This is a genomic window from Mesorhizobium sp. P2_F5 (assembly GCF_056403715.1).
Genome location: NZ_JBFUEY010000001.1, coordinates 313120 through 338592 on the forward strand (window position 1 = coordinate 313120; position 25473 = coordinate 338592).

Genomic DNA, 25473 nt, shown 5'->3' on the forward strand with positions numbered 1-25473 from the left:
CTTATTTCCCTGCGCCTTCGAACCAGGCGACCAGCAGCGCCCGCTCCTTGTCGCTGATCTGGGTGATGTTGGCCGGCGGCATGGCGTGGCTGCGTCCGGCCTGCAGGTAGATCTCGCGGGCATGCTCGGCAATGCCGGCATCGGTGTCGAGCATCACACCTTTCGGCGCATGATAGATGCCTTCATAGACCGGCTCGGCAGCATGGCACATCGAGCAGCGGCCAAGCACGGTGTCGCGCACCGCCGGGAAATGCGCCGAGGCGATGTAGACTTCTGCGGCGGCCGAGGCCTTGGGCTCGCCGGTCAGCACCTTTGGCGCCGTCGACAGCCAGATGATGATGACGAACAGCACGGCGGCGGCCATCCAGGTCCAGTGGGGGTTGCCGGCACGCTTGTGCACGGTGTTGAAATAATGCCGGATCAAGACGCCGATGATGAACACCAGCGAGGCGATGACCCAGTTGAACTCAGTGCCGAACGCCAGCGGATAGTGGTTCGACAGCATCAGGAACAGCACGGGTAGCGTCAGGTAATTGTTGTGCAGCGAACGCTGCTTGGCGATCTTGCCGTATTTCGGATCGGGCTTGCGCCCGGCGATGAGGTCGGCAACGACGATCTTCTGGTTTGGAATGATCACCATGAAGACATTGGCCGACATGATCGTGGCGGTGATGGCGCCGAGATGCAGAAAGGCGGCGCGGCCGGTGAACAGATGCGTCAGTCCCCAGGCGATGAACACCAACACGCCATAGAGCACCAGCATCAGGCCGGTGTCGCTGTTGCCGAGCGGCGAGCGGCAGAGAAGATCATAAACCACCCAGCCAACGCCGATCGTCGCCATCGACAGCAGGATGCCGACCGGTACCGACATTGGCAGAACGTTGGGATCGATCAGGAACAGGTCGGCGCCGGCGTAATAAACCACGCACAGCATGGCGAAGCCGGACAGCCAAGTGGCGTAGGATTCCCATTTGAACCAGGTCAGATGCTCGGGCATTTCGGCCGGCGCCACCAGATATTTCTGGATGTGGTAGAAGCCACCGCCATGCACTTGCCATTCCTCGCCAAAGGCACCGACCGGCATGCCGGGGCGCTGACGCAGGCCGAGATCGAGTGCGACGAAGTAGAAGGACGAGCCGATCCAGGCGATGCCGGTGACGACGTGCAGCCAGCGCACGGCGAAACTCAGCCAGTCCCAAAAAATCGCGAAATCCATCATTTGAAATCGTCCCTGCCGATTGGCTGACTTTACGGTGTGGGGCGCAAACGAAAAGAGGCGAGGTGTACGATGACTTTCAAAAAAAAATGGAAAATAGTAGGTTGATCCCACGCAGCCGTTTGAGAGCCACGAAAATCTTATGGCCTATCTCGACAACATCGCCGTCTTCGTCCGCGTCGTCGAGCTTGGCAATCTGTCGGCTGCGGGCCGCGACATGCGCATCTCACCTGCGGTCGCCTCCAACCGCATCAAGGAGCTGGAAAAACACCTTGGCGTGCGGCTGTTCAATCGCACGACGCGGCAATTGATGCCGACCGAACATGGCAATGTCTTTTATTCCGGCGCCAAGCAGGTGCTGGAAGCGATCACCGAGGCGGAAGCCGCTGTCTCGGCGCTCTCCGGCCAGCCGCGCGGCACCATCCGGGTGACGGCGCCGCTCGGCTTGGGGCGCCGGCTGGTGGCGTCGGGCATTCCCGATTTCCACGACAAATACCCCGATATCGAGGTCCGGCTCAGGCTCTCCGACCACAATATCGATATCATGAAGGAAGGCATCGACGTCGCCTTCAAGCTCGGCATCATCGAGGATTCCAGCTTGCGAATGCGCGGCATCATGGAATGCGAGCGCGTGCTGGTCGCGGCGCCGAAATATCTGGAGGCGCGCGGCGAACCCCTGGAGCCGCAGGAACTGATCGGCAAGAAGCATGACTGCTTGATGCTGCGTTATTCCGGGGCGCGCGAATATGTCTGGACGCTGCAGACGCCTGCGGGCCCGCAGAAATTCGAGGTGCACGGCCCCTATGATACCGACGATGGCGATGTGCTGACCGGCTGGGCGCTGTCGGGGCGCGGCATCATCAACAAGCCGCGCTTCGAGGTCGAACCGTTCATCCGCGACCGGCGGCTGCAGGTCATCCTGGCCAGCACGCCGCCGACGCCGGTGCAGTTCGCCGCTGTCTATCCGCACAAGAAGCTGCAGGACCCGAAGGTGCGGCTGCTGCTCGACTTCATGGCCGAGCGCTGCCAGCGGCTGATCAAGGATTTGCTGGCAGGCAAATAGGGGCTGGCCGACAAATAGGCTGGCCGGCAAGTGATGGGCTGTTGGCCCAGTCGCAAGGGTTGCCTTACACGCAGGCGACCTTAGGTTTGCATGCTCCGCCCCGCGCCGACTGACGAGCAAACCACTATGCATCTCGCCGTTTCGCTCAACATTGCTTCCGGGCAGCCGCTCGCGTTCAGCGACCTCGCCGGCTTTGCCAAGCGGGCGGAAGCGGCCGGGCTGGACATGATTGTCCTCGACGACTCCGCGCCGGACAGCGCCGGGTCGAGCCCTTTCGAGGCGACGACCTTGCTGGCGGCACTGGCGACGGTGACGAGCAGGATCGGCCTCGTTGCCTCCGCATCGACGGTCGCCCACCAGCCTTACAATCTGGCGCGCCGTTTTGCTTCGCTCGACATCATCAGCCATGGCCGCGCAGGCTGGCACGCTACCATGGCGCAGGCGCCACGCGACGCTGGCAATTTCAGTCGGCCGGAAGGATTTTCCGAAGCCGATTTCCGCCGTCGTACGGAAGAATATGTCGGCATCGTCCAGGGCCTATGGCAGGGCTGGGATGCGGATGCATTGCTGTTCGACAAGGCCGGCGGCCGCTTCCACGATCCCGGCAGGATGCATCTCCTCGACCACAAGGGCGAGTTCTTCTCGGTGCGAGGCCCGCTGAACGTCGCCCGCTCGCCGCAGGACACGCCGGTGCTGGTGCTCTCCGGCCTGTCGGAGGCCGACCTGGATATTGCCGCCCGCACTGCCGACGTCATCCTGCTGGATGAGGTTCATGACGCCAAGCCGCGCCATGAAGATCTGAAGCGCCGCATTGCAGCCAGCGGACGCGATCCGGACATGGTAAAGCTGCTGCTGACTGTCGGGGCCGATGTCGCCGCCGACGGTCTCGAGGCGTCGTTCCGTTCGCAAAGCTGCGACGGGTTCAACATCGCGGTGTCGCCCTCGGCACTTGAGGGTTTCGTCAGCCGCGTGCTGCCGGAGTTGCAACGGCGTGGTCTTGCCCATCCGGATTATCCCGGGACGACATTGCGCTCGCATCTCGGACTTGCCGGAGGCGACCGATGACCCGCCAGATGAAGCTTGGCGCCTTCCTGTGGGCGACCGGCCACCACATCGCCGCCTGGCGCCATCCCAAGGCGCATGTCACGGCGGGCATCGACATTGACCATTACATCCAGCTTGCACGCGTCGCGGAAGCGGCGAAGTTCGACATGGTGTTCTGCGAGGACGCCGCCGGCCTGCGCGAAGCCAATGTCGGCATCGCCAGCCAGACCTCGCGCTCGATCGGCTTCGAGCCGATCAGCCTGCTGTCCGCACTCGCCGTGCAGACCAGCCGCATCGGCCTCGTCTCGACGGCGTCGACCAGCTACAACGAGCCCTATGGCCTGGCCCGCACCTTCCTGTCGCTCGATCACTTAAGCGGCGGCCGCGCCGGCTGGAACCTGGTGACGTCGGCGAGCCCCATCGAAGCCGCCAATTTCGGTGCGACCGGTCTCAAGCCTCATGCCGACCGCTATGAGCGGGCGCGTGAGTTCGCCGAGGTGGTATCAGGACTTTGGCAAGGCGGCGGCTTTCACGGCCATGACGGCCAGAGCTTTTCGGTGCGCGATCCGCTCGACCTGCCGCGCTCGCCGCAGGGCGCGCCTGTCATGGTCCAGGCCGGCGCCTCGGATGTCGGCCGCGACCTTGCCGCCCGCACCGCCGATGTCGTGTTCACGGCCGCGCAAACCTTCGAAGAAGCGAAAGCCTTCTACGACGATCTCAAGGGTCGCATGGTGGCCTATGGGCGTGAACCCGACGACATCAAGATCATGCCCGGTGTAGCACCCGTGGTGGCGGAAACCGAGGCCGAGGCCCGGGAGAAACACGAGGAATTGCAGGCGCTTATCCCCGACGATGTCGGCGTCGCGCTGCTGTCCAGCTATCTCAGCATTTCGGACCTGTGGCGCTACCCGATCGACGGGCCGATGCCGGAACTGCCGGAAACAGAAGGCATGAAGAGCCGACAGGCGCTGGTTGTCGAGCAATCGCGCCGCGACGGGCTTTCGATCCGCCAACTGGCCCGCCATTTCGCCGGGGCGCGCGGCCATTGGCGCATCGTCGGGACAGCCGCCCAAGTCGCGGACGAACTGCAAGCGCGGTTCGACGGCGGCGGCGCGGACGGTTTCAATGTCATGCCGTCATATTTTCCCGGCGAACTCGATGCCTTTTGCGACCTCGTGGTGCCGGAGCTGCAACGGCGCGGCCTGTTCCGTCGGGAGTACCAAGGCAGCACGCTGCGCGAGCATCTGGGGTTGAAGCGGCCTGCTTAGCCGCGCCGAAGCTTAGCCGGCTATTTCTTTGTCTCGTTGAACCTGATGGTCGGCACTTGACGCCGCGTTATGGACTACCAGCGCGGTCATGATCTCGGCTGCAGCAAGCGCCGCGATGACGGGCGGGCGCTTGTCCTTGACGGCGTCGCCGCCGATCGGCGAGACGAGGCGAGCGAATTCCGCGTCGCTGCCATCCGCCGACTTCATGAACCAGTGCTTGAACGTCGCCTTTTTGGTCTTCGAGCCGATCATGCCGACATAGGCCGCGTCGTCACGCTTCAGCGCCTCGGCGACGATCAGGAAATCCAGCGCGTGGTCGTGGGTGAGGATGGCGAAGGCGGTGCCGGCGGGGGCGCTGCGCACCTCGGCTTCGGGCATTGGTGTCAGCCGCGTTTCGACGGTTTCCGGCATGCCTTCGAGCGCCTCGGCCCGCGTCTCGATGACGACGCCATGCACGGGAAGGAGCGCGATGGTCGACGCCAGCGCCTGACCGACATGGCCGCCGCCGAAGATATAGACATGCGGCAAATGGGATTCCTCGGCTTCCGCAGCAGCAACCAATTCGGTAGCCAGCGCGGTATCGACGAGCCGGATCAAGACTTCGACCCGCCCGCCGCAACATTGGCCGATTTCGGGGCCTAGCGGCACATCGAGCGTGGCGCAGACTTCATCAACCTCGATACGGGTGCCCCTCCCCCTCGAGGGGAGGGTGGCGGCGGAGCCGCCGGGTGGGGTCTCTGCGGCAGTGCGCGACGTCTTTGCGGTGCCTTCTGAGAGGACCCCCTCTGGCCGCTTCGCGGCCATCTCCCCCTCAAGGGGGGAGAAAAGCATCTGCCTGGCCTTGTCGATCGCCATATACTCAAGCTGGCCGCCGCCGATGGTGCCGAAAATCGCTGCCTGCGAGACGAGCATGAAGGCGCCCTTCTCGCGTGGCGTCGAGCCTTTGGTGCCCGCCACTTCGACCAGGGCAAGCCGGCCGGCGCTGGCAAGGAAGGCTTTCAGGCTTTGCACTTTCGAGTTCATCGTCTGCATTCCCACCTGGGAAACATAGCGTTTTCAGGCTCGATTTGCACGTTCTGGCTCAATCAGGCCGGTTTTGCGGCTCTCAACCGCTCGATTGCCATCAGCACGCGTTCGGGGGTCGCCGGCGCATCGAGGCGTGGACAGACCGTGTGGTCGGCCACACTGGCCACCGCATCGGACAGTGCATGCAGCACCGACATGCCGAGCGGGAAGGGCGGCTCGCCAACCGCCTTGGAACGGTGCACCGTTGGCTCGTTGGCCTCCGGCCAGTCGGCCAGCGTGACGTTGAAGATCTTCGGCCGGTCGGACGCGAGCGGGATTTTGTAGGTCGACGGCGCGTGCGTGCGCAGCCGGCCCTTGTCGTCCCACCACAGTTCTTCCGTCGTCAGCCAGCCCATGCCCTGGATAAAGCCGCCCTCGACCTGGCCAAGGTCGATAGCGCGGTTCAGCGAGCGGCCGGTCTCGTGCAGGATGTCGGTGCGCTCGACCATGTATTCGCCGGTCAGCGTGTCGACCGAGACTTCCGAGCACGAAGCGCCATAGGCGAAGTAGTAGAACGGACGGCCCTCGCCCTTGTCGCGGTTCCAGTGGATTTTCGGCGTCTTGTAGAAGCCCGCCGCCGACAGCTGGATGCGGGCCATATAGGCCTGCTTGACCAAGTCGGCGAAAGGGATCTCCTGGTTGCCGATGCGCACGCGGTTGGGCAGGAACAGCACCTGGTCGCGCGGCACCTGGTATTTTTCAGCGGCGAAATCGGTCAGCCGGTCCTTGATCTGGCGGGCGCCGTTCTGCGCCGCCATGCCGTTGAGATCGGTGCCGGACGACGCTGCGGTAGCCGAAGTGTTCGGCACCTTGCCGGTCGTCGTCGCGGTGATCTTCACCTGGTCGAGATCGATCTGGAACTCTTCCGCCACCACCTGCGCCACCTTGACGTAGAGGCCCTGCCCCATYTCSGTGCCGCCRTGGTTCASMWGCACCGARCCGTCGGTGTAGACATGCACCAGCGCGCCGGCCTGGTTGTAGTGGGTGGCGGTGAAGGAGATGCCGAATTTCACCGGCGTCAGCGCCAGGCCGCGCTTGATGAAGCGGCTGTTGGCGTTGAAGGCCTGGATGATGCGGCGGCGGCTTGCATAGTCCGCACTCGCCTCCAGTTCGGCGACGATGCGATGGATGATGTTGTCCTCGACCGTCTGGTGATAGGGCGTGACGTTGCGATCGCTGGTGCCGTAAAAGTTCTGCTTGCGGATTTCGAGCGGATCCTTGCCGACAGCAAAGGCAACCTCGTCGATGACGCGTTCGGCGCCGACCATGCCTTGCGGGCCGCCGAAGCCGCGAAACGCCGTATTCGAAACGGTGTTGGTGTAGAGCGGCGCGGACTGCGCATGCACCGCAGGCCAGAAATAGGTGTTGTCGCAGTGGAACAGCGCGCGGTCGGTGACCGGGCCTGAGAGGTCCGACGAGAAGCCGCAGCGCGCCGCGAACATGAAATCGACACCGAGGATGTTGCCGTCGTCGTCGAAGCCGACCTCATAATCGACGAGGAAGTCATGGCGCTTGCCGGTGGCAATCATGTCGTCGTCACGGTCGGGCCGGATTTTGACCGCGCGATGGTGTTTCTTGGCGGCAATCGCCGCGAGTGCCGCAAACTGGTTGCCTTGCGTCTCCTTGCCGCCGAAGCCGCCGCCCATGCGGCGGATTTCCACCGTGATGGCGTTGCTCGGCACGCCCAGCGCATGGCTGACCATATGCTGCACTTCGCTCGGATGCTGGGTCGAGGAATAAATGGTGACGTCCTGGTCCTCTCCCGGAATGGCCACGGCGATATGGCCTTCGAGATAAAAATGCTCCTGGCCGCCGATGCGCATCTTGCCCTTCAGCCGGCGCGGCGCCGCCTTGATCGCGGCCGCGGCATCGCCACGCTTCAAGGTGAGCGGCGGCGTGACCAGTCTGTCCTTGCGCGGATCGAGGTCACCGATGTCGGTGACGAAAGGCACCGGGCTGTATTCGACCTTGGCCAGCCGCGTGGCGCGGCGCGCCTCCTCGCGCGTCCTCGCAATGACACAGAAGATCGGCTGGCCGTAGAACTGCACCTTGTCGTCGGCCAGCACCGGTTCGTCATGGCGGCCGGTCGGCGAAATGTCGTTTTCACCGGGCACGTCGCTCGCGGTCAGCACGTCAACGACGCCCGGCGCCGAGCGCACTGCCGACAGGTCCATTTTGGTGATGGTTGCATGCGTCGCCGTGGACAGGCCGAGGCAGCCATGCAGCATGCCTGCCGGCTCCGGCATGTCGTCAATGTAGACTGCGGTGCCGCTGACATGCTTGTGCGCGGAATCATGGCGCTGGTCGGTGGCGACACCGCCGGAAATGTTTTGCGCCTTGAGGTTGGGAGAAGCGTGCTTGTTCATCAGGCTGCCTCGTTGCGTGACACCTGGAACGGCGCTTTGCTGCCGCTGGTCTCGGCAAAGAAGCGCAGCAAAAGGTTCCTGGCCGCCAGCGCCCGGTATTCGGCCGAAGCCCGCATGTCGGTCAGCGGGGTGAAATCGCTGGCATATTCAGCCATTGCCGCTTCCACCGTTGCCTCCGTCCACGGCTTGCCGAGCAGCGACTTCTCGACGCCGAAAGCTCGCTTCGGGGTTGCCGCCATGCCGCCATAGGCGATGCATATGTCGGCCACCGTGCCATCTTTGGCTAGGTCGAGGAAAAAGGCGCCGAGGGCTGCGGTGATGTCCTCGTCGCGGCGCTTGGTGATCTTGTAGACGGCAAACTTTGTGCCCTTGGCCGGCACGGGAACATGCACAGCCTCGACGAACTCGCCCGGCTGCCGGTCCTGTTTGCCATAGGCGATGAAGAAATCCTCGAGCGGGATGGTGCGCCGCTTCTTGCTCCGGCGCAGCGTCAGCTGCGCGCCGAGCGCGATCAGGGGCGGCGGCGTGTCGCCGATCGGCGAGCCATTGGCGATGTTGCCGCCGATGGTGCCCATGTTGCGCACCTGTTCGCCACCGATGCGGTCGAACAACGGCCCGAGCGTCGGGATGCGCTTGGCCAGCGTCGCGAAGGCGTCGGTGTAGGTGACGCCGGCGCCGATGGTGATGACGTCATTGTCCTCAGAGATCGCACACAGCCCGTCGAGGTTGCCGATGAAAACCACCGGTGAAATGTCGCGCATATGCTTGGTCACCCACAGGCCGACATCGGTCGAACCGGCGACGACCGTGGCGCCGGGCTCCTTGTCGAGCACGGCGGCGAAATCGTCGACATTGGCCGGCACGACCAGCCGCTGTTTGCCCGTGCCGATTTCGACCCGCGAGCCGTCATGCATGGCCTGGAGCCTTGCCGTGATTGCCTTGCGCTCGGCCGCCAGCGGGTCCTTTGCCGCCTTGCCGTAGCTGGAGATGGCGTGCGCGGCGCGCATGATCGCCTCGTAGCCGGTGCAGCGGCAGAGATTGCCTTGCAACGCCTTTTCGATCGCCGCGTTCGACGGGTCGGGCGACTTCATCCACAGGCCGTAGAGCGACATGACGAAACCCGGCGTGCAGAAGCCGCATTGCGAACCGTGGAAATCGACCATCGCCTGCTGCACCGGGTGCAGCTGGTCGGGCGCGCCGCGCAGATGCTCGACGGTCACGACATGGGTGCCGTCGAGTGAGCCGAGGAAGCGGATGCAGGCATTGACGCTTTCATAGACCAGCTTGCCGGCCGAGAGTTTGCCGACCAGCACGGTGCAGGCGCCGCAATCGCCCTCGGCGCAGCCTTCCTTGGTGCCGCGCAAGGAGCGGTCGAGCCGCAGCCAGTCGAGCAAGGTCGCGTCGGGCGCCACCGATGACAGCGCGACATCCCTGCCATTGAGGATGAAACGGATCTCGTTGCGTATGGTGATCTTGGCCATGCTTCAGCTCCCCCTGTAGGTCGAGTAGCCATAAGGAGAGATAAGCAGTGGCACATGATAGTGCACTGTTGCAGCCATGCCGAAGCGGATCGGCACGGTATCGAGGAAGGCCGGTTTCGGCAGGTTTGTTCCCTGGCCGCGCAGATAGTCGCCGGCCGCGAAGATCAGTTCGTACTCGCCGGTACGAAACTCCGCGCCTGCCAGCAGCGGCGCATCGCAGCGTCCGTCGGCATTCGTAACAACGGTCTTCAGATGTGTCCGAGCCTCGCCGTCGAGGTGATAAAGCGCGATCGACAGGCCCGCCGCCGGCTTGCCGGTCGCGGTGTCGAGCACATGCGTCGTCAGACGTCCGCCATCGGCTTTCGACGTTTCTGCCACTGGCGCCTCCCATCTCGGTACAATCGAACAAAGCAATGAATTGTGCGCCAATTAAAGGCGATGCATAAGTCCCGGTCGAGCGGAGCGGCACAAAAACACTTTCAAAAATTTCGGGGGAATGCGCAGGCAGTCCTTTCGACTATCCTGATGACAACTTCCGGCAGCGTCCGGCAGGAGGGGCAATGCGTTACTCTAGAGACATGCGCGGCTACGGAGCCAATCCGCCGGATCCGAAATGGCCGGGCGGTGCGCATGTAGCCGTGCAATTCGTCGTCAACTACGAGGAAGGCGGCGAGAACTGCGTGCTGCACGGCGACAAGGCTTCGGAAGCCTTCCTGTCGGAGATCGTCGGCGCGGCGCCTTGGATCGGCCAGCGCCACTGGAATATGGAATCGATCTACGAATATGGCGCGCGGGCCGGCTTCTGGCGGCTGCTGCGCCTGTTCAGCGAGGCCGATGTGCCGGTGACCTGCTACGGCGTCGCCACAGCCCTTGCCCGCTCGCCCGACCAGGTCGCGGCGATGCAGGAGGCCGGCTGGGAAATGGCCTCACACGGCCTGAAATGGATCGACTACCGCGACCACAGCGCCGAGGACGAGCGCCGCGATCTCGAAGCGGCGATCAAACTGCACTACGAGGTGACCGGGCAGCGCCCGACCGGCTGGTACACTGGCCGCACCTCGGTCAACACGGTGCGGCTGGTCGCCGAAGAAGGCGGTTTCGACTATGTGTCGGACACCTATGACGACGAACTACCCTACTGGTTCGAACACAGCGGCGGCACGCAGCTCGTCATCCCCTACACGCTCGACGCCAACGACATGCGCTTCGCCACGCCGCAAGGCTTCAATTCGGGCGACCAGTTCTTTGCTTACCTCAAGGACAGTTTCGACACGCTCTATGCCGAGGGCAAAGCGGGCCGGCCGCGCATGATGAATATCGGCTTGCATTGCCGCCTCGTCGGACGTCCCGGCCGGGTGGCGGCGCTGAAGCGCTTCGTCGACTATGTGAAGTCGCACGATAAGGTGTGGCTGGCACGGCGCATCGATATCGCCCGGCACTGGCAGGAGCACCATGCCTACAAGCCGGCGGCGCTCAAGCCGTCAAAGATGGAGTTCGAGACCTTCGTCCACACATTCGGCGGCGTGTTCGAACATTCGCCCTGGATTGCCGAGCGCGCCTATGAGCTGGAGCTCGGGCCTGCGCATGACAGCGCTGGCGGCCTGCACAATGCGCTGTGCCGCGTCTTCCGCGCCGCCAGCGAGAGCGAACGGCTCGGCGTGCTCAACGCCCATCCCGATCTCGCCGGCAAACTGGCCAAGGCGCGGCGGCTGACGGCGGAATCGACCCGCGAGCAGGCTTCCGCCGGCCTCGATGCGCTGACCGACAAGGAGCGCGAGCTGTTTTCCAAGCTCAACGCTGCTTACGTCACCACCTTCGGCTTCCCCTTCATCATCGCGGTGCGGGGCAAGGCCAAGGAGGAAATCCTCGCCGAGTTCGAGGCGCGCATCGGCAACAGCCGTGGCGTCGAACTCGACACCGCCTGCAAACAGGTCGAGCGCATCGCGCTGCTCCGCCTGAAAGATATGCTCCCGCTCTAATGACTGAGGGTCAGGACCCAATGGATATGATCAAGACTGACCAGAAAACCTACTATGCCCCGCATGGCGGCCATCCCGGCCAAAATGAGCTTTTGACCGGCCGCGCTGTCTTCACCGAGGCCTATGCCGTCATCCCCAAAGGGGTGATGCAGGACATTGTCACCAGCCCCCTGCCGTTCTGGGACAAGACCAGGGCCTGGATCATCGCCAGGCCGCTATCGGGCTTCGCCGAGACATTTTCGCAGTACATCGTCGAGGTGTTGCCTGGCGGCGGCAGCGACCGGCCGGAGCCGGACGCCGGCGCCGAGGGCGTGCTGTTCGTGGTCGAGGGCGCGTTGACCGTTTCGCTGGCCGGCAAGAAACACGTGCTTCAAGCCGGCGGCTTTGCCTTCCTGCCGCCGGCCAGCGGCTGGACGGTACGCAACGAAGGCCGCGACGCCGTACGCTTCCACTGGATCAGGAAGGCCTATGAGGCCGTCGACGGCATCGACGCGCCGGAAGCCCTGTTCAGCAGCGACCAGCAAGTGGCGCCGGCGCCGATGGCCGGCACCGAGGGCCGCTGGGCGACGACGCGCTTCGTCGATCCGGCCGACATGCGCCACGACATGCATGTCACCATTGTCACGCTCGAACCCGGCGCCGTCATTCCGTTCGCCGAGACGCATGTCATGGAACACGGGCTCTATGTGCTGGAGGGCAAGGCGGTCTACCGTCTCAACCAGGACTGGGTCGAGGTCGAGGCCGGTGATTTCATGTGGCTGCGCGCCTTCTGCCCGCAGGCCTGCTACGCCGGCGGCCCCGGCAAATTCCGCTATCTGCTCTACAAGGACGTCAACCGGCACGCCAAGCTCGGCGGGGCGGGCATTGGCGGCCGCGCGCGGTGATCCGCATCACAGCACAGAAGCTGACCCGCGAAAGCTTTGCCGGCTTCGGCGATGTCATCGACATGGGCGGCGACAACCACTACCCGATCAATGGCGGCAAGGCAGAGCGCTACCACGATCTCGCCACGGCTGACGCCGCCGGACCGAATGCCCGCGTGCTGATCTCGATGGTGCGTGGCACGCCTTACGAACTGCCGCTGAAGCTGACCATGGTCGAGCGCCATCCCTTCGGCAGCCAGGCCTTCATCCCGCAGTCGCCGCGGCCGTTCCTGGTCGTCGTCTGCCATGACGGCAAGGATGGTCCGGGCGAACCGCACGCGTTCATCACCGCGCCCGGCCAAGGCATCAACTATCCGCGCAATCTCTGGCACGGCGTGCTGACACCGCTCGGCGAAGCCCAGGATTTCGTCATTGTCGACCGTGGCGGCGACGGCTCCAACCTCGAAGAATTCCATTTTTCGCACCCCTACGAAATCCATCTCCCCGACGAGAACCATTAATGACCGACATATCGCTGATTGACCGCCTGCTCGATGTCATCGAGCAAGACATCGTGCCGAAGACAGAAGAAGGCGTGGCCCGTGGCAACAAGCTGTTCGGCGCCGCGATCCTGCGGAAAAGCGACCGCTTGCTGGTGCTGGCCGAAACCAACAATGAGATGGAAAACCCGCTCTGGCATGGCGAGGTGCACTGCCTGAAGCGTTTTTATGAAATGCCCAAGGCCGAGCGTGTCGACACCAAGGATGCCATCTTCATCGCCACGCACGAGCCTTGCTCGCTCTGCCTGTCGGCGATCACCTGGACCGGGTTCGACAATTTCTACTACCTCTTCAGCCACGAAGATTCGCGCGACAGCTTTGCCATCCCGCACGATCTGAAGATCCTCAAAGAGGTCTTCACCCTCGATCCCGGCGGCTACAACGCCGAAAACGCCTATTGGAAGAGTTTTTCCATACGCAGATTGGTGCGGGCGCTGCCAGAGGCCGAGCGCGGCCGGCTGGAGACGCGGATCGGCAAGATATCAGCGCGCTACGACGAACTGTCCGGCGTCTATCAAGATAGCAAGGCCGAAAACGAGATCCCGTTAAACTGACCTTCGGGTCGTTGATCTGACCTGCCTTGAATTGCCACCTTTATGGTGGCATATTGAGGAAGCGCAGACCCACTTACGATCTTGACGCGATCAAGATGACGTTCGGGTCTGTAGATACGCTGGCGATCACAACATCCGCGCTGCGCGACGCCCTCGGCCTCGATCGCGCCGGCATTGTTGAAGTGATCGGCGGTATGACACGCAAGATGTTTGTGAAATCGATGACGACTTTCGCGGACCATCGGGTCTGGCAGGACGTCTACTACGTGCCGGCACGCGACGTCGTTCTCTATGTGAATTCCAGGCGGATGTTGTGACTGATTTCACGGTCATGGCATTCAAGGAGAAATGATATGGCGGCAAAAGAAACCAGTGAATCCATGATCTCCCCCGAGACAGGAGAGACCCTGAGGCGCGGGGTTCGTCCGTTCACGGTGATCTACAAGGGCGAGAGCATGACCGTCGACCTGCCGGGTTACTATCCGGCTTCGGAGGGCGAAGGCGTGCATGTGGGAGACGATATGGTTGCCACCGATGCGGCTCTTCGCAGTCTCAAGGAAAAAGTCGATGGTGTGCCGGCGCCGGAAACCATCCGGCGCATGCGCACAAAGCTCAAACTGTCGCAGCGCGAAGCAGGCTCTTTGTTCAAGGTCGGCGAGAATGCCTTCGACAAGTATGAAAGAGGCCTGATCGAGCCTAGCGGTCCGACTATCCAGCTGATGACGCTGCTGGAAAAGCACCCTGAACTGCTGGATGAATTGCGGTAGCGGCCAGGTCGCATTTTTCGCTGCTCCAGTCGCGAATGGCGATTGAAAGTCTCGGGATGGCGGGGCGTTATGCCAGCCTATGAAAACCGTCACCGAATTTCCCCGCAAGGTCGTCGAATTTCCGGATATGGGCATCACCATGCCGGATGGCTGCCGGCTGTCGGCGCGGGTGTGGATGCCGCAGGATGCGGGCGATGATCCGGTTCCGGCGATCCTCGAGCATCTGCCCTACCGCAAGCGCGACGGCACCATTTTTCGCGATCAGCTGACGCATCCCTATTTCGCCGGCCACGGCTACGCTTCGATCCGCGTCGACATGCGCGGCAATGGCGATTCCGAAGGGCTGATGGACGACGAATACTCCGAACAGGAATTGCAGGACGCCAGCGACGTCATCGCATGGGCGGCTGCGCAGCCTTGGTGCAACGGCAGCGTCGGCATGATGGGCATCTCCTGGGGCGGCTTCAACTGCCTGCAGGTGGCGGCCAAACAGCCGCCGGCGCTGAAGGCTGTCATCAGCCTGTGTTCGACCGTCGACCGCTATGCCGACGACATCCATTACAAGGGCGGCTGCCTGCTGACTGAGAATTTCGGCTGGGCTTCGACCATGCTGTCCTACTCGTCGCGGCCGCCGGATCCGCTAATCGCCGGCGACAACCGCTGGCGCGATTTGTGGCTGACACGGCTGGAAAACCAGTCTTTCCTTTTGCCGCTATGGCTTAGCCATCAGCACCGCGACGCCTATTGGAAACGCGGTTCGATCTGCGAGGATTTTTCCGCTGTCAAAGCTGCGGTGCTGTCGATCGGCGGCTGGCATGACGGCTACCGCAACACGATCTCGCACCTGGTCACCAACATCCAGGCGCCGGTGAAGGGCATTGTCGGGCCGTGGATCCACAAATACCCGCACTATGCAGGACCAAAGCCTGCCATCGGTTTCCTGCAGGAGGCTCTGCGCTGGTGGGATCGCTGGCTGAAGGGCGTCGACACCGGCGTCGAGGCCGACCCGGACTATCGCGCCTATGTCATGGACAGCGTGCGGCCGTCGCGCTGGCACCCGGAGCGGCCTGGCCGCTGGATCGCAGAGCAGGAGTGGCCGTCACCCAACATCAAGATCGAGACGATCGAACTCATCGCAGCCGACGCCAAGCCGGCGATCGTGGTGACACCGCAAAGCTGCGGGCTCGCCGGCGGCGAATATTTTCCCTTCACCTTTGGCCCGGAACTGCCGGGCGACCAGCGCCCCGACGACGCACTGTCGGTCTGTTTCGACCAGCCACCGCTCGCTGAAGCCATCGACATCGTCGGCGCGCCGGAGCTTCTCATCGGGGTATCGTCGGATCGGCCACAGGCAAACATTGCGGTACGGCTGTGCGACGTCCATCCCGACGGCGCCTCGGAGCTGATCTCCTACGGTGTGCTCAACCTGACGCATCGCAACTCGCATGAACACCCGCAAGCGCTGGTGCCGGGCGAGACCGTTTCGGCGCGCGTTGTCCTCGACCAATGCGCCTACCGCGTTCCGGCTGGACACCGCCTGCGCATTGCCGTCTCCAACGCTTACTGGCCGATGATCTGGCCGTCGCCCGAGCCGGTGCGGCTCGACCTTTCGGCGGCGACGCTGAGGCTGCCGTTGCGCCCATTGGCAAAAGGCGACGAGGTCTCATTCCAGGCCCCTGAAGGCGCTACGCCCTGGGCGACCGAGACGGTTCGTGCGGCGAATTCCGAGCGTCATGTGGATCGCGACGAGAAGACCGGCATCGTCACGCTGTCCATTACCGACGATTTCGGCGAAGTGCGCGATCTCGCGCATGGGCTTGCCAATGGCAGCATTGCCCGCGAGAGGTGGTCGATCCATCCCGACGACCCGTTGTCGGCCTCGGGCCGGACGCACTGGACGCAGACCTTGTCGCGAAATGGATGGTCAGTGCGCACCGAGACGTCTGCCGAGATGCGCTGCGATGCGCAAAACTTCATCGTCAGCGCCAGAATCGAAGCCTATGAAGGCGATATCCTGGTTTTCGAGCGCAATTTCGAAGAAAGCGTCCCGCGCTCCCTGCTCTGAGCTCCCGAGTGGACTGGTCCAGTTGCGACGTGCGATTTACGCCACGGCATGTCGCATTCGGTCTTGCTTACGGCTTTGGCTTCCGGTCATTATTCCCTCGGTAATAACAAACAAAAAAACGACCACAAGGTCGAACCAACAGAGTGAGGAACTCAAATGTCCAACGAACTCGAATATCTGAGCCGGCGCGTTGCGTCCGGCAAACTGAGCCGTCGCGATTTTCTCGGCCGGGCGGCAGCGCTCGGCGTGACCGCGCCCTTCGCCAACTCACTGCTCTCAAGCGCTGCGCGCGCGGCAGGTCCGGTCAAGGGCGGCACGCTGAAGGCCGGTCTGGTCGGCGGCCAGTCCACTGACAGCCTCGATCCGGCACTGATGATGACCCAGGTGCCGTTCGCCTTCGCCAAGATGTGGGGCGAAATGATCGTCGAGCTTTCTCCGGAAGGCAAACTCGAGAACCGCATTGCCGAGGAGATCGGTGCGTCGGATGACGCCAAGACCTGGACACTGAAAATCCGTGACGGTGTCGAGTTCCACAATGGCAAGACGGTGACCGCCGAGGACGTGGCTGCCACGCTTGAGCGTCATTCGGACGAGAAGTCGAAGTCCGGCGCGCTGGGCTACATGAAGGGCATCGAGACGATCAAGGCCAGCGGCAAGGAAGTCGTGCTGACGCTGAAGGAAGCCAATGCCGACCTTCCCTACCTGCTCAGCGACTATCATTTGATCGTCCAGCCCAATGGCGGCAAAGACAAGGCCGATGCCGGCATCTCGGCCGGCCCCTACAAGATCACCACCAACGAGCCGGGCGTGCGCCATGGCGGTGAGCGCTTCGCCAACTACTGGCAAGGCGACAAGATGGGCCATGCTGACCAGGTCGAGGTTATCGTCATCAACGACGCGACGGCGCGCACGGCGGCCTTGCAGGGCGGCCAGGTGAACATGATCAACCGCGTCGAGCCGAAGATCGTCGACCTGATCAAGCGTCTGCCCGGCGTCACCATCCGCAACCACGCCGGCCCCGGCCACTACGTCTTCATCATGCACTGCAACACGGCGCCCTTCGACAACAACGATCTGCGCATGGCGCTGAAGCTGGCGATCGATCGCGAGGAGATGCTGGACAAGATCCTGCGCGGCTATGGTTCGCTAGGCAACGATTTCCCGATCAATTCGGCCTACCCGTTGTTTTCCGACGATATCGAGCAGCGCAAATACGATCCCGACAAGGCCAAGTTCCACTTCAAGAAGTCGGGCCATGACGGCGCCATCCTGCTGCGCACATCGGACGTCGCCTTCCCGGGCGCCGTCGATGCGGCGCAGCTCTATCAGCAGAGCGCGGCCAAGGCCGGCATCACGCTGGAGATCAAGCGCGAACCCGGCGATGGCTACTGGTCGGAAGTCTGGAACAAGCAGCCCTTCTCCGCCTCCTACTGGGGGGGGCGCTCGACGCAGGACCAGATGTACTCCACCGCCTATCTGTCGACGGCCGAGTGGAACGACACGCGTTTCCTGCGTCCGGATTTTGACAAGATGGTGCTGGCGGCACGCGGCGAGCTCGACGAGGCCAAGCGCAAAGCTATGTATCGAGACATGGCGATGCTCGTCCGCGACGAAGGCGGTCTCATCCTGCCGATGTTCAATCAGTTCATCGACGCGACGGGCGCCAAGGTCGCCGGTTGGGTGGACGATCCGCATCAGGAGCTGATGAACGGATACGCTCTGGCCAAGTGCTGGCTCGAAGCCTGAGCCGGCCTTGCGGATATGTCCTCACCCATCCTGAAACTAATTGCCCAGCGCATTGCGCTGGGCATCGTTCTCCTGTTGGCCGTTTCGGTCCTGATCTTCGCCGGCACCCAGATCCTGCCCGGCGATGTTGCACAAGCCATTCTCGGACAATCCGCGACGCCGGTATCGCTCGCCAATCTGCGCGAGCAGCTGGGTCTCAACGACCCGGCCTATCTCAGATATTTCCGCTGGCTCGGCGGCGTCGTGACCGGCGATCTCGGCACCGCGATGTCGAGCGGCCAGGATATTGCAACGTCGATCAGCGGACGGTTGTGGAACACGCTGTTCCTCGCTTTCTGGGCGGCGGTCGTCGCCGTGCCGCTGGCGATCATCCTCGGTCTGATTGCAGTGCGTTATCGCAATGGCTGGGTCGACAAGCTGATCTCGGGGCTGGCGCTCGCCTCGACGTCGTTTCCCGAATTCTTCATCGGCTATGTGCTCGTCTATTTCTTCGCCGTGAAGTGGCAGATCTTTCCCGGCATCTCCACCGTCTATGAGGGGATGCCGTTCCTCGAACGCATGCAGGCGATCGCGTTGCCGGCGACGGCTCTGACGCTGGTGGTGCTTGCCCACATGATGCGCATGACGCGCGCTGCGATCCTCAATGTCATGCAGTCGGCCTATGTCGAGACGGCGGAGCTGAAAGGCCTGTCGGCGTTCAATGTCATTCGCAAGCATGCCTTTCCCAACGCCATCGCGCCGATCATCAACGTCGTCATGCTCAACCTCGCCTACCTGATCGTCGGCGTCGTGGTGGTCGAAGTGATCTTCGTCTATCCGGGCATGGGGCAATATCTGGTCGACCACGTCACCAAGCGCGACGTGCCCGTCGTGCAGGCGGTCGGCCTGATTTTTGCCGCCGTCTACATCAGCCTGAACATCATTGCGGACATTGCGGCAATCGTCGCCAATCCGCGTCTCAGACATCCGAAATAGGGGGCGGGTATGCTCGATATCAAACGCATCCCGATCCCCGCGCTGATCGGCATCGTGCTGACGTCACTGTTCGTGCTGGCGGCGATCTTCGCGCCCTTCATCGCGCCACACGGCAATGGCGAAATCATCGGTGACGTCTGGGAACCTATGTCATCCGCACATTGGCTCGGCACCGACAATCTCGGCCGTGACCTGCTGTCGCGCATGATCTACGGCGCCCGCATCACGCTGTTCATCGCCGTGCTGGCCACCGCGCTGTCGTTCTCGCTCGGCGCCATCCTCGGCTTCTCGGCGGCGGTTTTCGGCGGCTGGTACGACACGCTGCTGTCGCGGCTTGTCGATCTCCTGATGTCGATCCCGACGCTGATCATGGGCCTCGTCGTGCTTTCGGTGCTGCCGACCAATCTGGTGACGCTGATCCTGGTGATGGGCATTCTCGACTCGACCCGCGTCTATCGCCTGTCGCGAGCGGTGGCCGTCGACATCAACGTCATGGACTATGTCGAGGCCGCCAAATTGCGCGGCGAAGGCAGCGGCTGGATCATCTTCCGCGAGATCCTGCCCAACGCGCTGTCGCCGCTGGTCTCGGAACTTGGCCTGCGCTTCATCTATGCGGTGCTGTTCCTGTCGACGCTGTCCTTCCTCGGCCTTGGCGTGCAACCGCCGGATGCCGACTGGGGCGGCATGGTCAAGGAAAACAAGGACGGCATCGTCTTCGGTATCGGGGCGGCACTTATTCCCGCCGGGGCGATCGCCGCACTGGCAATCTCGGTTAACCTTGTCGCCGACTGGATCCTCAACCGCACGACAAGCCTGAAGGGAGGACGCGGGTGATGGCTGACACAAAGGCAAAACCCGGCCTGCTGCTCGATATCCGCAATCTGCGCATCGAAGCGACAGTGTTTCCGCCCGGCGAGGCGCCGAAGAACATCGTGCTGGTGCACGATGTCTCGCTGACGCTGGAAAAGGGCAAGGTGCTCGGCCTGATCGGCGAGTCCGGTGCCGGCAAGTCGACCATCGGCCTGTCGTCGATGGGCTATGGCCGCGGCGGTGTGCGCATCACCGGCGGCGAGGTGCTCCTCAACGGCCGCGACATCCTCAAGGGCGGCAAGGAAGGTTTCCGCAAATTGCGCGGCCGCGAGGTCTGCTATGTCGCGCAATCGGCGGCCGCCGCCTTCAACCCGGCGCACAAGCTGATGGATCAGGTGGTGGAAGCCACGCTGTTGCACGGCACGGCGACACGGGCCGAGGCCGAGAAACGCGCCGTGGCGCTGTTCAAGAAGCTCAGCCTGCCGAATCCTGAAACCATCGGCGAACGTTTCCCGCACCAGGTCTCCGGCGGCCAGCTGCAGCGGGTGATGACGGCGATGGCGCTGTGCTCGGAACCCGACCTGATCGTCTTCGACGAGCCGACCACCGCGCTCGACGTGACGACGCAGATCGATGTGCTGGCGGCGATCAAGGACGCCATCCGCGACACCCATGTCGCGGCGCTCTACATCACCCACGATCTTGCCGTCGTCGCCCAGGTCTCGGACGAGATCATGGTGCTGCGCCATGGCAGGCTGGTCGAATGGGGCGGCACCCGCCAGATCATCAAGGAACCGCGCCAGGAATACACCAATGCGCTGGTCTCGGTGCATGAGATCGAGCATGCCGAACAGAAGCCAGGTACCGCGCCGTTCCTGTCGGTCAAGAACGTCACCGCCGCTTATGGCGGCGGCAACGTCAAGGTGCTGAAGAACGTCTCGGTCGACATTTATCCGGGCCAGACGCTGGCCGTCGTCGGCGAATCCGGCTCCGGCAAGTCGACGCTGGCGCGCGCCATCACCGGGCTGTTGCCGCCCGAGGAAGGCACCGTCACCTTCGATGGCAGGCCGCTAGCCAACCGGCTTGCCGACCGGCCGAAGGAGGATCTGCGGCAATTGCAGATGATCTACCAGATGGCCGACGTGGCGATGAACCCGCGCCAGACCGTCGGCACCATCATCGGCCGGCCGCTGGAATTCTATTTCGGCATACGCGGCCGCGAGCGCGACAAGCGCGTTGCCGAACTGCTCGACGAGATCGAGATGGGCAAGGGCTTCCTCGACCGCTATCCGGCCGAACTGTCCGGCGGCCAGAAGCAGCGCGTCTGTATCGCCCGCTCGCTTGCCGCCAAGCCGAAGCTGATCATCTGCGACGAGGTGACATCGGCGCTCGACCCGCTGGTCGCCAACGGCATCCTCAAGCTGCTGCTCAACCTGCAGCAGCACGAGAAGGTCGCCTACCTCTTCATCACCCACGATCTGGCAACGGTGAAGTCGATCGCCGATTCGATCGCGGTGATGTATCGCGGCGAGGTGGTGCGCTACGGCGCCAAGAGCAAGGTGCTGACGCCACCCTTCGACGCCTATACCGACCTGCTCCTGTCCTCCGTCCCAGAGATGGAGATCGGCTGGCTGGAGAAGGCGATCAAGGGACGGCGCATGGCCAGCGCGGGCAACTGATCCGCCCGAGATAGACAGCGCTGCCGTCATCCGGCTGCAATGCTGAACGGAAAAGATCGGCGCGAGCGGACACGGCTCGCGCGGCTGAACGCCTAGCATTCAGCTGACACTATCAAACGCCGCATGCCCGAAACGGCACACGGCGTCCTGATTTCAAACTGCCAACTTCATAGAGCCTGCCATGGCGCTCAAGACCAAGCTTCTCCTCATCGTCCTCGATGGCGTGCCCTACCGAAACTGGCGCCGGCTGATGGGCAATCTCGAGGGCTGGGTGCAGTCGGGCGAGGCGCAGGTGTGGAAGATGCGCTCGGTGCTGCCGTCGACCTCGGCCTGCTGCTACGCCTCGATCCACACAGGAGTTACGCCGCAGGAGCACGGCATCCTGTCCAACGAGAACCGTTTTCTCGTCAACAAGCCGGACATTTTCTCCGAGGTCAGCAAGGCCGGCGGCAAGACCGGCGCGGTGACCCACTCCTACTGGTCGGAATTCTTCCGCTCCTATCCGTTCGACCTGGTCGAAGACATGGAGTTCGATGAGCCGGACGGACCGATCACGCATGGCCGCTTCCACACCATGACCGGCTACAATTTGCGCAACCAGATGACGCCGAGCGATGTCGACCTGTTTGCGACCCTGACCATGCTGACCCGGCGCCACGGGATCGAATACGGCATCCTGCACACCTGTACGCTGGATTCGATGGGCCACCGCTTCGGCCACGATTGCCACGAGATGGACCATGCCTGCTATGCGATGGACGGCATGCTGGCCGCCTTCCTGCCCCTCTGGCGGCAAGCCGGCTACGAGGTGATCGTTACCGCAGATCACGGCCAGACCGACCGTGGCCATCATGGCGGCCACGACGACGAAATGCAGGATTTCGCACTGTATTATTTCGGGAAAGGCAAAGGGCCGAATGCGGACACGCTGCTCGACCAGCTGCAGCTGGCGCCGACGGTGCTGAAGCGGCTGGGCGTGGCGGTGCCGGAGACGATGAAGGCGAAGCCGTTTTTGGGGTGATGTGAGTGCAGAGCCCTTACCTTCTCCCCTTGTGGGAGAAGGTGGCCTCGCGAAGCGAGGTCGGATGAGGGGTGTTTCAGGGAACGCCAACGCCTCATTTCGCTGGAACACCCCTCATCCGTCTCGGCGCTACGCGCCGATCCACCTTCTCCCACAGGGGGAGAAGGGAAAAAGGCGCACCTCTGGCAACACTCACCTTCTTCAGTTAGCTTCCGGAAAATTCCTTGGCGGAAGGATGAACCTTTTTGGACCGATCGGCGACAGAGCAGACAGGAGCCAGGCGGCTCGACCGGCAATGACGGCAGCGACAGAGACTGATCGCGCGCTTGTCGACCGGGTCGCGAAGGGCGACCGTGCCGCTGTTCGGCTGCTGTTCATGCGTCACCACGCGCGGGTCTACCGCTTCGTGGTGCGCCAGACGGGATCGGAAATGATGGCCGACGATATCGCAAACGAAGTTTTTCTTGAGCTGTGGCGCCAGGCGCCCGGCTTCGAAGGACGCTCGGAAGTCTCGACATGGCTGCTCGGCATCGCCCGTTTCAAGGCGCTGTCGATGCTGCGCAAGAAAAAGGAAGACTGGATCGACGACGACGATGCGGCGCAGGTTCCCGACAGCGCCGACACGCCGGAAGTCGCGACCATGAAGGAAGACAAGGGCGCCGCCTTGCGCCGCTTCGTCGATGCCTTGCCGGAAGAACACCGCTCGGTGATCGACCTTGCCTATTACCACGGACAGTCAGTGACAGAGATCGGCGAGGTGCTCAACATCCCGGTCGCCACCGTCAAGACCCGAATGTTTTACGCCCGCAAGAAACTCGGCGAAGCCCTCAAGGCCGCCGGTTACGACAGGGGGTGGCCATGAGTGCCGCTGAAAAGATGTCGCGCCGCGACGAAATGGAAACGCTGCTGCCGTTCTACCTGAACGGCTCGCTGGAGGGTTCTGACCTCGAAGCCGTCGAGGAATGGCTGGCGTCCGATCCGGCCGCGATGGCAGCGCTTGCCGAGGCCGAGGCCGAATTCTCCGGCACCACCGCCGCCAACGAGGCGATCCGGCCGCCGGCCGATGCGCTCAGCCGCTTTGCCAAGGCGCTCGACGCCGAAGCCGGGCCGGTGCGCGCGCCGGCGGGTCGCTCCTGGTTGGCGCAGGCGCTCGACCGTTTCATGGCGGTGCCGGTCGGTGTCGCCTGGGCGGCAGCCGCGGTGCTGCTGGCGCTCGTCGTGGTGCAGTCCTACGTGCACACCGGTGGCAAGGGCAATGATTTCGAGATTGCAGGCGCCGAGGACGATCTGGCGAAACTGCCGTTCGCGCTGGTCAAGTTCAAGCCGGAGGCCAAGATGTCCGACATCGCCGTCTTCCTTGACCAGAACGGATTGAAGATCGCCGGCGGGCCGACCGCCTCGGGCGTCTTCCGCATTGCCATCCCGGCCAAGACCGGAGCAGACTACACCAAGCTTGTCGGCCTTATTGCCGCCCAGCCTTTTGCGGAGACTGTCATCGAGGGAAGGAAACCGGTTGATGGCGGCTGAAGCAGCCCTTCGATTTGTGGCAATCCTTACGGCGGCGATGACAATCGCCGCCGTGCCCGCGTCCGCCCAGACCAACGAACCCAATACCGGCCGCACAAAGGTGGACTGCACCGACGCGGCCGGTGCGGCGGCTGCCGACTGCCCCAAGGACGACGATGGTGCAAATGGCGGAGCGGGCGGCGGCCAGGGCGCTGTTGTCTTGCCGGCCCTGATCGTCGACCTGTTTCCCAATCCGCCTGCTTCCGCGGCACCCGTGCCGACGCCACGGCCGTCAGCGCCGCCTGCCGATACGCAGGCCGGACCGCCGGTCGGCGGCCCGATCGTTTCGCCGACCGATCTTGTCGCGACTGCGCCGCGGCGTGCCATCGCCGGCGATTTCGTGCCCGACGAGGTGCTGGTGACCGTCGATGGCGATGCCGGCGCCGTTCAGCAGATCGCCGCCTCCTTTGGCCTGCAAGTGCGCTCGCAGCGCCAGTCGCGGCTGCTCGGCACCACGCTGGTCCGCTTCGGCATTCCCGACGGCCGCCCGGTCGGCACCGTGCTGGCGCAGCTGGCCGCCGACGGCCGCACCCAGCGGCGCGAGCCCAACCATGTCTATTCGCTGCAGCAGGCCGCCGGCATCGTCAACTATGCCTTCGAGCGCATTCAGCTCGACAACAAAAAGGCCAGCGGCGAAAATGTGCGCGTCGCCGTCATCGACACCGGCATCGACGACACCAATCCGGCGCTGGCCGGCGTCATTGCCGACCAGTTCGACGCCATGCCCAATGTGCCGATCGAAAAGCGCGACCACGGCACTTCGGTCGACGGCCTTATCGCCGGTGTCGGTGCACTCGAAGGCATGGCGCCCGGCGCCCGTATCTATCACGCCCGCGCCTTCGAGGACGGCAAGTCGACGATGGACGTCATCCTGTCGGCGCTCGACTGGGCGGCGGACCAGAATGTCAGCATCATCAATATGAGCTTCGTCGGCCCCAAGAACGAACTGCTCGCCACAGCCTGCCGCAATGCGCGCGGGCTCGGCATCATTCTGGTTGCGGCGGCCGGCAACAACGGGCCGAAAGCGCCCTATGGTTACCCCGCCGCCTATGACGGCGTCATCGCGGTCACCGCCACCGACGCCAAGGACGGGCTGATGCAGCAGGCCAATCGCGGCGCCTATGTCTTTATCTCGGCGCCCGGCGTCGAGATGGTGGCGCCGAGCGGCGCCGGCTCGGACGTCGTCACCGGCACCTCGTTTGCCGCCGCGATCGTCAGCGGCGCCATCGCCAATTTGATCCATGCCGCGCCCGAACGCTCGGCCGACGACATCGAGAAGGCGCTGGCCGCCACCGCGAGGGATCTCGGCCCGAAGGGGCGCGACAATGATTTCGGCTACGGCCTGCTGGATACGAAAGCGGCGGAAGCGGCGAAGGAGTAGCCGC

Annotated in this window: 23 protein-coding genes; 18 read left to right on the plus strand and 5 right to left on the minus strand. The window is 63.5% G+C overall.

From position 1 onward, the window contains the following. Position 1 precedes the first annotated feature (1 nt). Positions 2 to 1219 carry a urate hydroxylase PuuD gene (locus AC1DYO_RS01485; RefSeq protein WP_477259605.1) on the minus strand — a complete coding sequence of 406 codons (1218 nt, stop codon included), beginning with the start codon at positions 1217 to 1219 and terminating at the stop codon, positions 2 to 4. A 139-nt stretch (positions 1220 to 1358) separates the two neighbouring features. Here AC1DYO_RS01485 and AC1DYO_RS01490 point away from each other — a divergent pair, with 139 nt between their 5' ends. The 3 genes from AC1DYO_RS01490 (at position 1359) to AC1DYO_RS01500 (ending at position 4591) form a co-directional block, all read left to right on the plus strand. Beyond that, the gene (locus AC1DYO_RS01490) at positions 1359 to 2279 is read left to right on the plus strand and encodes a LysR family transcriptional regulator (RefSeq protein ID WP_477259606.1); all 921 of its coding nucleotides are present in this window, start codon (positions 1359 to 1361) and stop codon (positions 2277 to 2279) included. A gap of 126 nt (positions 2280 to 2405) precedes the next feature. Further along, positions 2406 to 3344 (plus strand): LLM class flavin-dependent oxidoreductase, encoded by a 939-nt coding sequence (locus AC1DYO_RS01495; RefSeq protein ID WP_477259608.1) that lies wholly within the window; start codon positions 2406 to 2408, stop codon positions 3342 to 3344. Then, complete coding sequence (locus tag AC1DYO_RS01500) at positions 3341 to 4591, plus strand: LLM class flavin-dependent oxidoreductase (RefSeq protein ID WP_477259610.1); 1251 nt, start codon at positions 3341 to 3343, stop codon at positions 4589 to 4591. The genes AC1DYO_RS01495 and AC1DYO_RS01500 overlap by 4 nt, the downstream gene beginning before the upstream one ends. 12 nt (positions 4592 to 4603) lie before the next feature. Here AC1DYO_RS01500 and xdhC read toward each other — a convergent pair whose 3' ends face one another. The 4 genes from xdhC to uraH all read right to left on the minus strand — a co-directional run bounded on the left by xdhC (position 4604) and on the right by uraH (position 9881). Then, positions 4604 to 5614, minus strand: coding sequence for a xanthine dehydrogenase accessory protein XdhC (xdhC, locus tag AC1DYO_RS01505; protein WP_477259612.1), 1011 nt, complete (start codon positions 5612 to 5614; stop codon positions 4604 to 4606). Positions 5615 to 5676: 62 nt separating this feature from the next. Beyond that, positions 5677 to 8022 (minus strand): xanthine dehydrogenase molybdopterin binding subunit, encoded by a 2346-nt coding sequence (xdhB, locus tag AC1DYO_RS01510; RefSeq protein ID WP_477259614.1) that lies wholly within the window; start codon positions 8020 to 8022, stop codon positions 5677 to 5679. Further along, on the minus strand, positions 8022 to 9503 hold the full coding sequence (xdhA, locus tag AC1DYO_RS01515; RefSeq protein ID WP_477259616.1) for a xanthine dehydrogenase small subunit: 1482 nt from the start codon (positions 9501 to 9503) through the stop codon (positions 8022 to 8024). The genes xdhB and xdhA overlap by 1 nt, the downstream gene beginning before the upstream one ends. 3 nt (positions 9504 to 9506) lie before the next feature. Further along, the gene (gene uraH / locus AC1DYO_RS01520) at positions 9507 to 9881 is read right to left on the minus strand and encodes a hydroxyisourate hydrolase (RefSeq protein WP_181056687.1); all 375 of its coding nucleotides are present in this window, start codon (positions 9879 to 9881) and stop codon (positions 9507 to 9509) included. 182 nt (positions 9882 to 10063) lie between these two features. Here uraH and puuE point away from each other — a divergent pair, with 182 nt between their 5' ends. The 15 genes from puuE (at position 10064) to AC1DYO_RS01595 (ending at position 25469) form a co-directional block, all read left to right on the plus strand. Next, entirely contained in the window at positions 10064 to 11482 is a 1419-nt protein-coding gene (gene puuE / locus AC1DYO_RS01525; protein WP_477259618.1) for an allantoinase PuuE, read from the plus strand. A 26-nt stretch (positions 11483 to 11508) separates the two neighbouring features. Next, positions 11509 to 12366, plus strand: a complete 858-nt coding sequence (locus AC1DYO_RS01530) for a bifunctional allantoicase/(S)-ureidoglycine aminohydrolase (protein ID WP_477259620.1) — start codon at positions 11509 to 11511, stop codon at positions 12364 to 12366. Then, positions 12363 to 12866, plus strand: a complete 504-nt coding sequence (locus AC1DYO_RS01535; protein WP_477259622.1) for an ureidoglycolate lyase — start codon at positions 12363 to 12365, stop codon at positions 12864 to 12866. Before AC1DYO_RS01530 ends, AC1DYO_RS01535 begins: the two co-directional genes overlap by 4 nt. Further along, positions 12866 to 13459, plus strand: a complete 594-nt coding sequence (locus AC1DYO_RS01540; protein WP_477259624.1) for a nucleoside deaminase — start codon at positions 12866 to 12868, stop codon at positions 13457 to 13459. Before AC1DYO_RS01535 ends, AC1DYO_RS01540 begins: the two co-directional genes overlap by 1 nt. A 95-nt stretch (positions 13460 to 13554) precedes the next feature. Continuing rightward, a complete protein-coding gene (locus AC1DYO_RS01545; RefSeq protein WP_477259626.1) occupies positions 13555 to 13776 on the plus strand; it encodes a type II toxin-antitoxin system MqsR family toxin in 222 nt (73 codons plus the stop codon). A gap of 36 nt (positions 13777 to 13812) precedes the next feature. Continuing rightward, the gene (locus AC1DYO_RS01550) at positions 13813 to 14226 is read left to right on the plus strand and encodes a type II toxin-antitoxin system MqsA family antitoxin (RefSeq protein WP_477259628.1); all 414 of its coding nucleotides are present in this window, start codon (positions 13813 to 13815) and stop codon (positions 14224 to 14226) included. A 79-nt stretch (positions 14227 to 14305) separates the two neighbouring features. Next, positions 14306 to 16291, plus strand: coding sequence for a CocE/NonD family hydrolase (locus AC1DYO_RS01555; RefSeq protein WP_477259630.1), 1986 nt, complete (start codon positions 14306 to 14308; stop codon positions 16289 to 16291). Positions 16292 to 16447: 156 nt separating this feature from the next. Continuing rightward, on the plus strand, positions 16448 to 18037 hold the full coding sequence (locus tag AC1DYO_RS01560; protein WP_477259632.1) for an ABC transporter substrate-binding protein: 1590 nt from the start codon (positions 16448 to 16450) through the stop codon (positions 18035 to 18037). Between the two features lie 15 nt (positions 18038 to 18052). Then, complete coding sequence (locus AC1DYO_RS01565; protein WP_477259634.1) at positions 18053 to 19012, plus strand: ABC transporter permease; 960 nt, start codon at positions 18053 to 18055, stop codon at positions 19010 to 19012. Between the two features lie 9 nt (positions 19013 to 19021). Continuing rightward, on the plus strand, positions 19022 to 19846 hold the full coding sequence (locus AC1DYO_RS01570; RefSeq protein WP_477259636.1) for an ABC transporter permease: 825 nt from the start codon (positions 19022 to 19024) through the stop codon (positions 19844 to 19846). Further along, positions 19846 to 21501 carry an ABC transporter ATP-binding protein gene (locus AC1DYO_RS01575; protein ID WP_477259638.1) on the plus strand — a complete coding sequence of 552 codons (1656 nt, stop codon included), beginning with the start codon at positions 19846 to 19848 and terminating at the stop codon, positions 21499 to 21501. The genes AC1DYO_RS01570 and AC1DYO_RS01575 overlap by 1 nt, the downstream gene beginning before the upstream one ends. Before the next feature lie 181 nt (positions 21502 to 21682). Next, positions 21683 to 22522 (plus strand): alkaline phosphatase family protein, encoded by an 840-nt coding sequence (locus tag AC1DYO_RS01580; protein WP_477259640.1) that lies wholly within the window; start codon positions 21683 to 21685, stop codon positions 22520 to 22522. A gap of 295 nt (positions 22523 to 22817) precedes the next feature. Then, entirely contained in the window at positions 22818 to 23384 is a 567-nt protein-coding gene (locus tag AC1DYO_RS01585) for a sigma-70 family RNA polymerase sigma factor (protein WP_181056698.1), read from the plus strand. Next, the gene (locus tag AC1DYO_RS01590; RefSeq protein ID WP_477259642.1) at positions 23381 to 24049 is read left to right on the plus strand and encodes an anti-sigma factor; all 669 of its coding nucleotides are present in this window, start codon (positions 23381 to 23383) and stop codon (positions 24047 to 24049) included. Before AC1DYO_RS01585 ends, AC1DYO_RS01590 begins: the two co-directional genes overlap by 4 nt. Continuing rightward, on the plus strand, positions 24039 to 25469 hold the full coding sequence (locus tag AC1DYO_RS01595; protein WP_477259644.1) for a S8 family serine peptidase: 1431 nt from the start codon (positions 24039 to 24041) through the stop codon (positions 25467 to 25469). Before AC1DYO_RS01590 ends, AC1DYO_RS01595 begins: the two co-directional genes overlap by 11 nt. The last annotated feature ends 4 nt before the right edge of the window (positions 25470 to 25473 follow it).